This is a genomic window from Vibrio rhodolitus, assembly GCF_003350325.1.
Taxonomy (GTDB): Bacteria; Pseudomonadota; Gammaproteobacteria; order Enterobacterales; family Vibrionaceae; genus Vibrio; species Vibrio rhodolitus.
On record NZ_QLYZ01000003.1, the window covers coordinates 117979 to 132530 of the forward strand.

13 protein-coding genes are annotated in these 14552 nt (G+C 44.7%); 9 read left to right on the forward strand and 4 right to left on the reverse strand.

Annotated elements, in window-relative coordinates:
- The first annotated feature begins 114 nt into the window (after window positions 1–114).
- Window positions 115–696, forward strand: coding sequence for a TetR/AcrR family transcriptional regulator (locus tag DPF93_RS04085; RefSeq protein ID WP_114764949.1), 582 nt, complete (start codon window positions 115–117; stop codon window positions 694–696).
- 94 nt (window positions 697–790) lie between these two features.
- On the opposite strand, the gene DPF93_RS04090 is transcribed toward DPF93_RS04085, so the two are convergent.
- The gene (locus DPF93_RS04090; protein WP_114764950.1) at window positions 791–1732 is read right to left on the reverse strand and encodes an alcohol dehydrogenase catalytic domain-containing protein; all 942 of its coding nucleotides are present in this window, start codon (window positions 1730–1732) and stop codon (window positions 791–793) included.
- Window positions 1733–1960: 228 nt separating this feature from the next.
- Here DPF93_RS04090 and DPF93_RS04095 point away from each other — a divergent pair, with 228 nt between their 5' ends.
- The 3 genes from DPF93_RS04095 (at window position 1961) to DPF93_RS04105 (ending at window position 4403) form a co-directional block, all read left to right on the forward strand.
- Complete coding sequence (locus DPF93_RS04095) at window positions 1961–2737, forward strand: phosphotransferase enzyme family protein (protein WP_114764951.1); 777 nt, start codon at window positions 1961–1963, stop codon at window positions 2735–2737.
- Between the two features lie 98 nt (window positions 2738–2835).
- On the forward strand, window positions 2836–3357 hold the full coding sequence (locus tag DPF93_RS04100) for a TetR/AcrR family transcriptional regulator (RefSeq protein WP_114764952.1): 522 nt from the start codon (window positions 2836–2838) through the stop codon (window positions 3355–3357).
- Window positions 3357–4403 carry an alcohol dehydrogenase family protein gene (locus tag DPF93_RS04105; RefSeq protein ID WP_114764953.1) on the forward strand — a complete coding sequence of 349 codons (1047 nt, stop codon included), beginning with the start codon at window positions 3357–3359 and terminating at the stop codon, window positions 4401–4403. Before DPF93_RS04100 ends, DPF93_RS04105 begins: the two co-directional genes overlap by 1 nt.
- Window positions 4404–4444: 41 nt before the next feature.
- On the opposite strand, the gene DPF93_RS04110 is transcribed toward DPF93_RS04105, so the two are convergent.
- Entirely contained in the window at window positions 4445–7762 is a 3318-nt protein-coding gene (locus DPF93_RS04110; protein WP_244204670.1) for a mechanosensitive ion channel domain-containing protein, read from the reverse strand.
- Window positions 7763–8057: 295 nt separating this feature from the next.
- Between DPF93_RS04110 and DPF93_RS04115 the strand changes: the two genes are divergently transcribed.
- The 4 genes from DPF93_RS04115 (at window position 8058) to DPF93_RS21265 (ending at window position 12542) form a co-directional block, all read left to right on the forward strand.
- Entirely contained in the window at window positions 8058–9734 is a 1677-nt protein-coding gene (locus DPF93_RS04115; RefSeq protein ID WP_114764954.1) for a DUF342 domain-containing protein, read from the forward strand.
- A 330-nt stretch (window positions 9735–10064) separates the two neighbouring features.
- Window positions 10065–10790 (forward strand): IclR family transcriptional regulator, encoded by a 726-nt coding sequence (locus DPF93_RS04120; protein ID WP_164675310.1) that lies wholly within the window; start codon window positions 10065–10067, stop codon window positions 10788–10790.
- 5 nt (window positions 10791–10795) lie between these two features.
- The gene (locus DPF93_RS04125; protein WP_114764956.1) at window positions 10796–11629 is read left to right on the forward strand and encodes an arginase family protein; all 834 of its coding nucleotides are present in this window, start codon (window positions 10796–10798) and stop codon (window positions 11627–11629) included.
- A gap of 760 nt (window positions 11630–12389) precedes the next feature.
- Window positions 12390–12542 (forward strand): hypothetical protein, encoded by a 153-nt coding sequence (locus DPF93_RS21265; protein ID WP_164675311.1) that lies wholly within the window; start codon window positions 12390–12392, stop codon window positions 12540–12542.
- Between the two features lie 74 nt (window positions 12543–12616).
- Here DPF93_RS21265 and DPF93_RS04130 read toward each other — a convergent pair whose 3' ends face one another.
- A complete protein-coding gene (locus DPF93_RS04130) occupies window positions 12617–13507 on the reverse strand; it encodes a LysR family transcriptional regulator (RefSeq protein WP_114764957.1) in 891 nt (296 codons plus the stop codon).
- A gap of 207 nt (window positions 13508–13714) precedes the next feature.
- Between DPF93_RS04130 and DPF93_RS04135 the strand changes: the two genes are divergently transcribed.
- Window positions 13715–14149 (forward strand): hypothetical protein, encoded by a 435-nt coding sequence (locus DPF93_RS04135; protein WP_114764958.1) that lies wholly within the window; start codon window positions 13715–13717, stop codon window positions 14147–14149.
- Between the two features lie 16 nt (window positions 14150–14165).
- On the opposite strand, the gene DPF93_RS04140 is transcribed toward DPF93_RS04135, so the two are convergent.
- On the reverse strand, window positions 14166–14528 hold the full coding sequence (locus DPF93_RS04140; RefSeq protein WP_244204671.1) for an HMA2 domain-containing protein: 363 nt from the start codon (window positions 14526–14528) through the stop codon (window positions 14166–14168).
- Between the last annotated feature and the right edge of the window lie 24 nt (window positions 14529–14552).

Consider the following 14552-nt stretch of genomic DNA (forward strand, 5'->3'; position numbering starts at 1 on the left):
ACTCTTATTAACAAATCATACTGTCGAGTATGATTTTGTATCTTGCTTGAGTCAAGAGAAATCATACCGTATAGTATGATTGTTATTTGGCAGTAAACTGAGCAAGTTGAGTTGATGAGTAAGATTGAACAGAATAGACAAAGAAAAAAGCAGGCGATATTAAGCGCAGCGAGAGAGAGCTTTCTTTTGGAAGGTTATGTCGCGACTAGCGTGGATGGAATTGCGAGTCGAGCACAGATCACGAAGCAGACGTTGTATCGCTACTTTGCTTCCAAACAAGAGTTGTTTGAGGCGACACTGCATGATATTGCGAGCCAGCACGACCAGTCATATGTAGAAGCATTGCAACAAAATGACGTTCGTATGGCGCTGGTTGGTTTCGCTGAAGGTTTTGTTCAATTTCACCTTTCAACCGAGCATCTGGCAACCTATCGATTACTAGTAAACGAAAGTGTCCAAGCGCCCGAAATGGTGCAAAGCTTCTTTGAAGTGGGGCCAGACTCGACAGATCAAGTATTAGCGGATTTTATGCAGCAGCATTTCCCGCAGCACGTTGATAAAACGGAACTTTGGCTAGCAATGTTACTCGCGCCGAGAAATGGTGCTTTGCTTGGGATGCAAAACTTAAATGAGCAACAGATTAAGCAACATGCCAAACAAGCGACGGACTTTTTCTTAGCGGCTTTGTCAGCTTAAACGATGATGGTCTTTAGTTGGAACTGATTCAAAGAGTTCTGCGCTCTCAATCCTAGGTTTTGAGAGCGCAGGGTCTGAGTCTTATTACGGTTAATTAAACCGTCACCACCGATTTTTGTTTACTGTGTTGACTGTGCTCAAGCGCATCGAGCATTGAGTCGAAATGGAATTGTTGCGGGGATTCTACCAAGATAGAGCCAGAGGCAACTTGTGCTAATAGTGTTTCGCCATCACTCATGAGTTGCGCCCAATCTTGCTCGTCACCAAAGTTATGCAGCGCGCCAAGGGCGATTTCATGATAAGAAATATTGGTGGTGAAAGGCGCATCAACGGGCTGTTCGACTCGGCCTTGAATACAGACTAGATGACCATTTGCTCTGAGTTGCGAAACTAAACAAGCAGCACTTTCTGGGCTGACCGCATCATACGCGGCAAAGTACTTATTCTCTACATCCTCAAGTTGGCGATAGACAGTGTTTATCCCAAGTTTTTGAGCAAGATCGGGTGTACAGCTTTTAGAGATCACATCGACAACAAAGCCTCTTTGTACCAGCATTTGCGCTAATAGCTTCGTTACCGCGCCGAGCCCGGAAATCAATACTCGATGTGCTGATTTTTGTGGAATTTTCTCCACCGCTTGCCAAGCTGTTAACATCGGGCAAGGTAGCGCAGCGGCAAGAGTTGCACTCATCGCCTTTGGTAGTTTCATTAAGCGGTTTAGATAAACTGGGGTGTGCTCTGCAAAGCTACCATGCTGAGCTAGAGCTGCGTGATAAGCGACAGGTTGACCTAACCAAGCCTTATCTACATCATCACCAACCGCAACCACAATGCCTGCGCCGTCTACGCCAGGAATATGCCCTTCTTGCCAATCTATAGGGTTAGCTTGGATGAATTTCCAATCCACAGGGTTGATGCCTATCGCCTGATTTTGCACCAATACTTGATTTGCAAGAAGAGTTGGCAAGGTTTGAGTAGCAAGCAAGACATTACGCTGTTCAGGCTGATAAGCCCAAGTCGAATGTTGTGTACGCATTAAATGAATCCTTATCTAAATCTGCGTTAATTTTTCTTTTGTCAGTAAATTATATGCTGATGTTTACAATGTAAATCGAATAATTTGATTAGCGATATATTCGACTCTTGCCCGAGTCAGTGCAGTAGAAAAATTGAACTGAATAGAAGAATCGTAACGGGTTGATTGAGTGAGGGAATAAGCGAGATTACTGTGGCTCCAATATAGAGATAAGTAGGGAGTAAGCTTATGTCAGAGCAGGTTATTGGGCGCGATGGTGAAATCGTTAAGCGTGATGAGACGGTAGTAAGACCTTTGAACCGCTGGTCTACGACGGTGCATCTTTTGCTGCAACATCTACACGATAAGGGTATCGAGAATTGTCCTCGTTTAGTGACAGTAGAAGGCGAGTACAATGAAGTGCTGACGTTTGTCTCAGGTGATTGCTATGACTACCCGTTGCAAGGCGCTATCGCCAGCGAGTTGGCTCTTGAGTCTGCTGCTAAGTTGCTACGTCGTTTGCATGATGCCTCAGCCGATTTTCTATCCCTGCATCAGCATGAGGACTTAGTTTGGATGTTGCCGTCTAGAGAGCCTTATGAAGTTATCTGCCATGGTGATTATTCGCCTTATAACGTCGCTCTTAGCGGCGAACAAGTCTCTGGTGTGTTTGATTTTGATACCGCTCATCCAGCGCCAAGAATTTGGGATGTTGCGTACGGCGTATATTGCTTCGCACCATTTAAGACTGATCCGGTTGACGCTCTGGGCTCACTATCAGAGCAAGTGCAACGCACACGATTATTCTGCGATGCCTATCAGCTATTGGAAAAAGATCGCCAGTTATTGGTTGATACTATGGTGATGCGACTGCAAACCTTGGTTGATTTTATGCACCAGCAAGCTCAACAAGGAAACGCGCAGTTTGTGGCAAATATCCGCGATGGTCATGACAAAGCATATATTAAAGATATTGATTACATTAAAGAAAATCATCAAATCATAACTGCAGGGCTGCTTGATTAACGGTTAGAAAATGATGGTAAATTAAGCAAGTGTTTGACAAGGTAGAATGATCACTTTACCTTGTGAGTAGAATAACTGTTCTACCGAGGTGATGATTCGTGCTTAAACAACAGATAGCGGCAGATCTAGAAAAAGCATTTAGCCAGTATGGGTTCGCTGAGCCCAGCGTTTCGCAATTAAAGGATGCATGTCACGTTAGCTTAAGAACCTTATACAAATATTATGCTTCCAAAGAGCAGATGATCGCAGCTGCTTTGGAGCATCGTCATCAGCGCTATTTGCAGCTTCTACTTGAAGGGAATAGCGAACAGGGTTTAGAGAGCGTGCTGAACGTGTTTGATAAATTGGGTCAATGGATGCAAGAGTGTGCGCCCAATGGTTGTATGTCGAGCAACGCCATCGCCGCATTCCCAGATAACCAAGAAATTCGCCAAGCGGTGACCAGACATAAACTTGATGTAATGGAACTTTTGTCTGAAAAGAGCCAACAACCCCAATTTGCCACCAGTTTGCTGCTAATCCATGAAGGAATTTCTAACTCATGGACGGTGTTAGGTGAGCAATCGTTAGTCAGTGCAAAACAATTAGCGACAGCGCTATTAAATGGAGAAGTACAATAATGCATATTCCTACACATATGAGAGGCGTTGAACTTATCGGACACGGCGGTCCAGAAATGCTGCGCTATCGCGAAGATATTACGGTGCCAAAGCCAAAAGAGCATGAGGTGCTAGTACAAGTATTAGCCGCTGGGGTCAACAATACTGATATCAATACTCGCACTGCTTGGTATTCTAAAGGTGACAACGACAGCACTGATGCAAGCTGGTCAGGCAAAGCTCTGGAGCTACCTCTAATCCAAGGTGCGGATGTATGTGGCGTTATTGTAGCCGTTGGTGAATGCGTTGATTCAGCACGCGTTGGTGAACGTGTCCTCATCGAACCAAGCTTGCAAGAAGTTAATGGCCAGCCATTAGAATCGCCTTGGTATTTTGGCTCAGAATGTAATGGTGGCTTTGCTGAATATACTGTTGTTTCGGTAAAGCACGCCCATCCAATCGAAAGTCCGCTCTCATCCGTGGAACTAGCAACCTTTCCTTGCTCATATTCTACAGCGGAAAACATGCTAACGCGCGCTGAAGTTTCGCAGCGAGATACGGTGCTAGTCACAGGCGCGTCAGGTGGAGTGGGATCGGCGGCAGTACAGCTTGCGAAAGCGCGCGGAGCCCAAGTGATCGCGATCACCAGTGCGGGGAAAAAGCAGCAACTATTAGATCTTGGCGCTGATGTTATCGTGGATCGTAATGACGATCTTGTTCAAGTGTTAGGACACAATAGCGTTGAAGTGGTGATCGATCTCGTCGCAGGCAAGCAATGGTCCGAGTTACTTAAAGTATTGAAACCAAAGGGGCGCTACGCGGTTTCGGGGGCGATTGGCGGCGCAATGGTTGAGCTTGATGTGCGAACGCTTTATTTAAAAGACTTAAGCTTCTTTGGCTGCACAGTGCTTGAGCCGCAAGTTTTCCATAATTTAGTTAAAGTGATTGAGTCAGGGAAAATTAAACCGATTCTAGCTCAAGTCTTTGATTTAAAAGATATCAATGATGCTCAAGCGACGTTTGAAGAAAAACGTCACGTGGGGAAAATTGTTCTTTCAGTTGCTTAGCACCTACCTAAGCACAAAAGCTCTCTCGCATAGGGAGCTTTTTATCCAGCCGATTCAGATCCCGGCGTCTCAGGCCAGTCCCGTACATGCAAGTCCATCTGTGGGAACGCAATTTCAATATCATGCTGCTTAAATAACTGATCGATCTTTTTATTGATGATGTGGATAGTCGACAAGCGATGATCGATCGAATTGATGTGTATTCGTAATTCAAAATCGAGACTGCTTGCGCCAAAGGCTAAGAAGTAAACGGAAGCGGGCGGATCATTTAATACCAGTGGGTGCTGTTGTGCAGCCTGATAGAGCAGATCTTCAACCTTTTCCACATCTGATCCATAGGCAACGCCAATTGGGATCACGATTCGGGTGATCGAATCTGTCAGCGACCAATTAATTAATTTTTCAGTAATGAAGGTTTTATTAGGCACCACGATTTCTTTATTGTCCCAATCAATAATGGTAGTGGCACGAGTTTCAATCTTACTGACGGTACCGGATAGTTCATTGATTGTGACAATGTCACCGATTCGGATCGGGCGTTCAAATAGTAAGATTAAGCCTGAGATAAAATTGGCAAAGATTTCTTGCAAACCAAAACCCAATCCCACGCCAAAAGCGGCAACCAACCATTGCAAACGAGACCATTGGAAGCCTAATAGTGCAAAGGCAGACAACACGCCCGTCATCAAAATTAAATAGCGTAGCAGCGTGGTGACGGCATACCCGGTCCCCGGAGCAAGTTCCAAGCGTCTGAGCACCAAAAGCTCGAGTATACCGGGTAAGTTCCTGACACCAACAAAGGTGACAAGCAGGGTGATTAGGGCATAGATTAGAGACTGCAAAGTCACATCAACCAAGGCGGTACCGCCGCTAATCGCTTCGCTTACTTGCCACACGACCACTTTATCTAACAAGCTGGTCATTTCTAGCGCACTTGACCACAGCGTTAAGATCGCAATCACCAAACCTATCAGAGATAATCCGCGCAACAGAGTGAGTGATTGTTCACTAACTTGCTCGCTTGCAAGGCTTTGCTCGACAACTTCCGGAAGATCTTCTCTTAGCTCGGCAATTTCAGGTGGCTCATCGGCTTGTTTTTGTTGTTGGGCGATCAGTTCTTCTCGTCTAGCGAGTAAGCGTTGGTAATTCAGTTGTCGGTGTTCGAGTTTGAGCCAACGTTCAGCAAGTTGATAGATAAGTAAAATCACCAAAATGACGAAAATGGTGGCTTGCTGATAGACGAGCAACATCCAAGACGCGATATAAAGCCCCATTACAGCCATAACAAATATCGCTAGCATCGAGCCCATAATCAGCCCTTTAAGGACTAATAACCCCATTCCCTGACCAAGTGAGTTAGGCAATGTGGCAGGAATACGGTCGGCTCTTAGTAACGCTGCGTAAACAGAGGTTAGGCTTAAGATAAAGATCAAAAAGCAAACTCGGGAAGCTTCGGCTTCGTTATCTCCTGCGATCAGCTCGACTATTAAGATCACAAACAGAAATAGGGTAAATGGCCAGCGTACTTTTCGACTTTGATTGTGCAGGTATTGGCATAAAGAGTCGATCCAATTGAGATGCAGCGCCAGCAAGCCATTTTGACTGCTGATGGTGTAGGCGAACTCCACCACAAAAAGTGAAATAGCACTGCCAGCAATTAGCGTTTTAAAGTCACTAGTGTTGTCACTAGGGAGTAGCCAAAAGAGTAATCCTGCGGTGAGTACATACCAAATTGGCATCACAACAGCACGAATTAAGGTTGAGCCCAGTAGAGTTAAGCTATTGTGGAAGCGATCTTTGAGCGGATGACCAAATACCGCTTTAAACTCATCGCGCTTTACCAAAGAGTGCTGAGTGAGTTTGCGATAGATAAACCAAAATAATAAAGAGTAGAAAGCAAATAGTGCACTAACGAGCTTGAGCTTTTGATGATCGAGACGCGACCATGTCGATTGGAGTGGTGCGTCAGAGCCAAACCAAACTAGGCTGTTTAGTTGGGTGATGTGCTGCCAAAGTGGCACGTTACTGCGTGTCCAAAGCTGCTGCTCTTTGAGAAATGTGCGCGCGTTGTCTACTTCGATGGCGTATTGATTGAGAGAGAGTTGCAGTTTGCCCAGCGCAACGATGAGCTTTTCATAATCTTGCGATAGCTGGGTGAGCAGCTGATTGGTCAGCTCGTCTAACGGTTTACTTGGTTTGGGTTTTGTATCACCTTCAACTGAAAGCTGGCTTAGAGCGAAGTCGCTCAGCAGTTGGCTAATTTCATATTTTCTGACGTGGGTATTGGCGATGGTATCGGGAATGGTGTTGCGGTCGACATTACTTGGTAAACGGCGTAGTTGGGCGCGAATCGACGCGCCAAAGGCGGTGCTATCGCGCAGCCATGATAGGTTCTGTTTTATCAGTTGCTGCTCTTCGGCTAACCCACGTCGTAACGATTCTGTTTTTTGATTTTCAATCCGTGTGTTATCGATGTCGACCAATACGCGCTCCAGTTCATTGGCATATTGACGCAACTGATCAACGTTAGCTTGTTGCTCGGGATGTGTTTTTTCAACCTGATCACTGACATCAAGCGCCTGCGCAATTAGTGCGCGAACAGATTGCTGTTCTACCTGAGTGAGGCGCTCTTGCAGAACGATGATCAAGGGAGAGGCGATTTGAATTTTTTTATCCAGTAGCTGTTGCTCAAGCCTGAGTAACTCGGTTCGCTCGTCTAAGCTTTGCAGCTCGCTTGAGGTAACGTCACGCTTAAGTTTTAGTTCTGCGAGGCTGGCAGACTCGAGCCACTTGTCGATTTGTGTCCCTGTTTCGGTTTTATTGAGCGATGTCTGCTCAATTTGTTTGTCTAGCGCGGCAAGCTCGGTCGGTAATTCGGTGCGGTCTTTGCCGAGTTTGTTAGCTTGTTCACTGTTTGATTGGTAGGTGGAACGCCAGTCATTCATTGCCGCTTGTAGGGAGGCTATCGCTTGGGATAAATCGTTATAACTGCGCAGCTTGTCGGTATTGAAAATCTTTAATTGATCTGCTTTATCTATTTGTTGATTGAGGCGCTCGCGTAGGGTGGGGTATTGAGTAATGGTTTGCCGATAGCTATCTCGCTGCTGACGCAATGTTTCAAAATTGGCAAGTTGGCTTTGTAAACTGGTGTATTGTGCTATCAATGCTTCATCTTTAGGTGAAAGCGACTCTAGTTGTTTAATTTCTGATTGGATGGCGTTATCACTAGGGAGATCTTGCGCCAACACTAAGGGCAAAAACAACCCGCCAGTGGCGGTAAGGAAACTGAGCAACATAAGGCGTAGCAGTCGGCGAAACAAGGCAGGCAATGGCAACTCCAGCGATTGAGGAAATACCATTAAGTGTAAACCCTAATCGCTTTTTCAGCCGGAGAAGGCACGTGGCGGCGCAGGTAAAAATCGGAAAATTCCCACTCACTATTTATCGATGACTCAGCAAAAAGCGACAAGAGCAGTGATATCTGTTCCAATTGGATGTGACAATTTGTATAAAATTCCCATTGCTTAGACACAAATTTTTACCTCTCAATGGGAAAATTAGGCGACATATGCCGGAAAATGCTAGCGCTTTCATACTTATATCACCGTAACTTATATACACTGAGAATAAGGACAATACCGGAATGGGTGAAGCATGTGGGAAGAGATCGTCGCGCTCTCTGACGATGGAAAGCAAGTGATTGCAAAGTTACCAAATGAAATGTCGCTACCGCGAGACATGGACTCAGGTGGCTTAAATGCAGTACTAGAACAGCTCAACGCTCACGTGTTCTTCTTATACGAAGAAGAAGTCCTCCGTTTTCTTACTCTTGCCAAAGAAGGCAAATCTGAATCATTTCATGGCATTGTGATTGCTGAAAAGCTCGACGCCAAACTAGAGATGGTTATCGCAGAAGATAACATGCTCGCCAGCATGATTGTGACCGGTGCCTATGGTGGTAAGCCGCTTAGTGGCGTTCAACTGGTTCAAGCCCTTTCAAGCGCATCTGTCACCAAAGGTATTAACAAACTCGCGTTAAAGAAAGTGCTGGTGGTGAGTACCCAACTTGCTCCAGGTAAACAATTTACCCAGCCGATCGCGATGGGTAAGAAGCCGATTGATGGAAAAGATGCCCAGTTTGTGCCTCTCGTTAAAGATGTCACCAAGCAGATACTAGCGCCGGTTGAAGATGAGACAGGCAAAGTGGATATGCTTAACCTTGGCGAGACGGTCAGTGTGGCGAAAGGGCAGCCCTTAATGAGGCGGATCCCCGCAACACAAGGTCAAGCGGGGCTTACCGTTCAGGGCAAAGAGATCACAGCTCAAGATGGTAAAGATCTTCCTTTCAAGGAAGGTAAAGGGTCAGTGATCAGTGAAAAAGATCCGAATATTTTGATTGCTGATCTTACCGGTATGCCGATCTTGCGTGAGTTTGGTGTCGACGTGGACGATGTCTTGGTCCTAGAAACTATTGGTGTTGCTACCGGACATGTGAAGTTTAAAGGTAATGTCTTGGTTAAAGGTAACGTTGAATCGGATATGAAAGTCCGTGCGACGGGCAACATTACTATCGGTGGTTTTGTCGAGTCAGCCAATATTCAAGCACAAGGCGATATTCAAGTAGCTAAAGGTATTATCGGGCACAATGTTTCTGACAATCAGAGCAAGTCATGTATTTTAAAAGCGGGTGGGTCAATCAAAGCCAATTACGCCCAGTTTGCAGAGCTACAAGCCGGGCATGATATTGACTTAGCTATCCACTGCATGAACAACGAAATTCGTTGTGGCAACAACTTAACGGTATCCGATCAAACTGGGCGTCAAGGCACTCTCAGTGGGGGTAATGCCAAAGTTGGCGGCAAAGTGGTGTGTGTCAATTTAGGCGTTGAAGGCGACACGGCAACTTATGTGCAAGCTTTTGCTCGTTACAAAATGCACAAGGAACGTCAGAGTAAGTACCGTGAACACTACCAACTTGCTCAAGAGCAAACCATGGAAGTGATTCGACGCGAACTGGAGTTTAAGAAACGCCCTAAAGCCGAGCGCTCAGCCGAAGAAGAAGCTCAGATAGAGCAGAGCAAAGTCGCGGCAAGCATCAAACTGGAGAAGATAAAACTGGCTCGTGATACTCATAATGAGGAGTTTGAGCGCTTGCTGGCAGAAAACACGGTGCAGGCAACCAAACGGGTTTATACCCGCGCTATTGTTCAATTTGGTGATGACAAGGTGACAACCAAACGCGTGCATGGCGCGGCAGTTTTCTCTTATAACCAATTTAAGGTTGAGTGTTCATCATTGATTGATGAAGAAATGCTAGAAGAGGATTTATAACTAGTTCAACCCACTAGTTCTTGGTTGATGATTAATTGTATTTTCTCGTATATCAAGAATTGGCAGTTTTTTATCTTACCAATCATATCGGTCGCTTCACTTATTAGCTAAGTATAAGCGTTTACAGCGCTTTACCGATACGACCTATCATACACAAATGTTGAGGCGTTTAGGTCAAACGCCTTGACTTGTCATAATTGCAAATCAATAAAAAAAACAACATTCTCATTTTGTGAGAATCAGTTATTTTTTGTCTTTATAAATTCTCATATTCTAGGAATACAATTTGGTCAATCCAACCCGAAACGTTAAAACATAAGTGTGAATTTGATGAAGCAAAATTCCGGTCAGGTCAATGAGAAGCTACTGCAATTGCTAATGCAAGTTGCGGTCAATGATGAGCCTGTAACAGCCAAAACGCTTAGCGATCTTTTAGGGACGCCAATCAGTAGCTTGTATCGTCACCTTAAGTTACTCAAAGAGTGGAACTTGATTGAGGAAAGTCCAAGTGACAAAACCTTGATCATCGGTCCGGCAGCGCTACTTTTGATGCGCAGCTATGAAACCAGCCAACACGACTTAGATGCAGTTGATGCCGTACTTAATCGCCTGCAAAAGCAGACTGGTGAAATGGCAGCTTATATGGTGCCTGTTGGGTATCGAGCGCTTTGCGTTAGCCGTAAAGAAAGTATGCAAGCCTTGCGTTGTAGCTATGTACAAGGTCAAAGCCAGCCGTTGCTGCGCGGCGCGTCGTCGAAAGTAATGCTGGCGTTTATGCCTGCACAGCGCCGAGAAAAGATATTGCGTTATTTTGGAGAGGCTCACCGTATTAATGAGTGGCAGCAAGATCTTGATGCGATCCGAGCGCAGGGCTATGCATTCAGTACTTCAGAGATCGATCCCGGCGTTTCAGGTATTAGTGCTCCAGTGATGAAAGGATCAAAACTGGTGGGCGCGATTTCAGTCATGGCACCGGCACATCGAGTTCAACAAAATCAGCAAAGGATCATCCTTCACGTACTTCAAGCAGCGAGGGCTCTGCCCCCAGAAAGGTAATGCATATGTTTGGCCTATTTCGACGCAATAAAACACACAGTGTCACTGGTGTATCGGCTTTTTCTATGGTGTTAATGAGTATTTCTCAGAAAATTAAGCCTATGAAGCATGTTGAGTTCGAAATGGCTGATCAGAGCTTGCAGGATGTGTTTGATTGGTTAGCAGAGCAAGAGCAGAGCCGCTGGCTAAATGGCGGTCACTATATGTTGTCAGAACAGATGATTGGCCGCTTTCAGCTCAATTTAAGTCGCTATCTTGGTTCGCATACACTGCCTGTTGTTTTTAGCAATTGCACCGAAGGAGTGCTCCATGCACTTCCTTTGCTCAGTAGCCGAAATAAAGAACTCGGCATTATTCATATTGGGAATCAATTTGAAATAAAGCCAACCCTAGAGCCGGAAATAGGCTCTGCCTACCACTTCGCGCTGGCGCGCTTCAACGATATACGTTTGTTTTGTATGGGGATTGATGGTGCCCGTCAAAGCGATAAAACCCTTGAATACGCAGAAGATCTTGGCTGTGATTGGTTAACATTGCCTGAATGCCAGTTTAGTCAGCGTTTCCATATGAAAGAGCAGCTAGCAAGCTATCTAGCACATTGCGATCAAGTAGTGTTAAGCATTGATTTAGCTTCTCTTTGCCCGCAAACGTTGGTGGGCACAGAGCGCTATTTAGAGGTGCAGATGGTCAATCGAATCATTCGCCAAAGCCTTATCTCAGGCAAAGTCAAAATGGTGCAATTGGTTGGCTGGAAAGATAAGCACATTTTTGCCAGATCGACGTTATCAATCCTACAAGAGTTGGCCGGTATGGTGCCTACCAACGATAAAGTCGCGTAACGGCTAAATTCTACCGTTTTCCTCTGGGGCGTGTTTGCTTATGACATGCCCGGATGCTGCAGGCGTTATTTATCGAGCGTTCTCGCTAATTTACTCGTGACCAAAAATACAAAAGCTGGCTAAAGAGCCAGCTTATACGTTGCTTTTTTATCCACAATTTACGATTTCGTTACTGGTTTATTCACTTCTTTCCAGTATTGAATGCGAATTCGATGTAATTGTGCTTTTCTCATTTTCTTCATGAAATTTCCTCACTTAATTCTTGCTGCGATATGCGCATGTGTGAATACAGTTCCTCATGAACTCTTTGAATGTAGCTGTGTTCGGTTTCGATAGCTAGGATTTTGATCACATTTTTGTGCCGAAATCCTGTTGTCTTTAACTCTTAATATGGCTGACATCTCACTATAATCAGTTTGACAATTAAAAGTCATAAAAATGCCACCATAATTAAATTTAATTAAAACAATTATTTAACTAAAGCGTTGCCGCTTGTATATATCAAGCATGTTTAATGCCAAGTTTTTCTCGTGTTCAGGCTAGATATCACGGGCATTGGAGTGTGATTTTAATCATATTTAGTGAAAGAAATGTGACAAGTTTCTAAGCCTATCAAATCGAACAAAAAGTCAGCGTATATAGCGTTATTTTTTGGCATAAATTTTGTGACCTTGTATCGCTTTTGTTATTCACTTGATTGACTAACGGAATTTCAAGGCGTAGATTGTAAGTATCTGTTAAACCAATGAGAGGTAACGCTATGTTAGTTTTAGCATTTCTAGCAATCGCTATAGGCGTGTTTTTTGGCTCTTGGGTATGCCAACACGGATTACCCATGATGGGGCTGCATGTCGATACCTCTGACGCATTACTGATTTGTGAGATGACGGGACAAGACGTGCTAGAAGCATAAAATAGTCTGAGTGTGAAAAGAGAGCCTAACGGCTCTTTTTCAGTTTCTGGGGCTGTAAAAATTGAGCGAAGAAATTAGCGCGAGAGAATTGTTTCAATGTGTTCAATAATGGTGTTAAAGCGAAGCGGTACTGTGCCTCGTTGCTTGGTGACCAAATAAAGATCTTCCGCGACTTGTTGCTTGGCTTGGTAGATTGCAATCTTGTCTTTGTAGGGAAAACTCTCCAATGCCCCTTGCGGCAATACAGTAAAGCCGAGACCTTTGGAAACCGGCAATAGAATCTGACTCAGCTGGTTGACGTAACCAGAGATCGGCAGCTGATCAAAGCGCAGTTCCTGCAACCAATTCTCCCCACAACTCTCACAGTAAAGGCTTAAGCAGTTTTCGGCATCAGGATGATTGATCATACCCAGTTGCTTTAACTTACCCAGATCAAGCGGTTGATCGGCAAAAGCCACTGGCAACATAAGGCACAGCGGCTCAACACTAAGCTTTTTGCTCACTAAGCGCTTATCGGTTGGCACACTCGTGACGATCCCTAGGTCAGCTTCGCCAGAAAGAATGTCTGCCAATACTTTGCGTTTTGGCGCGGCTTCAACTTGCGAGATTAGAGCAGGGTGCTGACATTGCATATCGAGCAGATGCGGGTAGAGCAGCAGAGCCAGTGAACCAGAGCAGGCAATACGCACGGTGCCTTTGAAAGGTGAATCCGGCTCTAAGCTCGCGAGCAACACAGACTCGCGCTGCTGCATCTCTTTGGCGTAATCAAAAACCGCTTGTCCTTGAGAGGTAATATCAAAGCTTTTGTTATTACGCTCAATCAGCGGATAGCCACACTCAGCTTCAAGCTTTTTGATGTGTTGGCTGACCCCTGGCTGGGTCATAAACAATTTTTCTGCTGTGCGCGTAAAGTGCCCAGTTTCAATCAAGGTTACAAAGGTTTTAAGCCACAATGGATTTAGCATGATGCATATTTTGATAACAAGGATTTATACCGATAAGACTAAACCATAACGGAATATTCTGAAATGGTTTATCTTCATCAACTTTAGTAAAGGAATATGGAATGAGTCTACTTATGAAATAAAATGTTAATGATATTTATTTTCACTCGTATTTTTGATAATCTTACCGTCAGTTGTTCTATCGAGAAGAGTGATTCAGGAGTGGAAATGAGTGCGAAAAAATCGCTGAAGAAGCTTAAGAAGAATGTGATGAAAAAAGCACAGACTCGTTCTTTGAAACAGCTACAAAACTTGTCTCTCCCAAAACAACCAACGATACATGGCACTCATGCGTCAACGAGTGGTTGGCGTAATGAATTTAAGCAGGTATCTCAGCAAGCCTTAGTGAATGTGGCAAGTGAGTTAGCTGCGCCACTCAACCCTGTATTGTCTTGGTTTCATGATGGTAATGTGATTTCGCTGCCTTCAGTTGGTCTAGCGACATCTCCGGCAGTTGATGGCAATAAAAAGGACGCTCAACAGCGTCCTACTATGAAGTCTATCGTTCATTTACCGATGAAGTCCCCACCGTGTAAACGTTGCCCGGCTTTGAGCAATGGTATCTGTAAATGTGCAGCTAAGAAGTTGCAAATGTCGGCTTAAGTTGATCCTTTGCCGATCAACCTAAACTCATAATGACTCGGCTCACTGAAGGTCCCACTAAGCGTGAAAGGGCGATACCTGCCATCCCTTTCGCAAAAGTCTTCGTGCCACTGATCACCGCATTTTCAACAAAAGAGGGTTTTGGGTTGCTTTTCAGCCAACCGTGACTCTCTAAAATTTCCATGACGCTTTCTGTATCTAGTTCGTTGGGGTCGAACGAAATCGCAACAGAACCTGCGTGCTTTTTGTGCTTGATCTCAGTGATGGCATCGATCTGTTCAAGTTGAGATATCAGTGATGCTACCTCTTTTTGATGTTCTTTTATAAAGTCAGATCTTACTCTAACTCTTTGATTTGTTTTGTGAATGTAAGTGTTCATAAAAAGCCTAATGCAAACGATAAC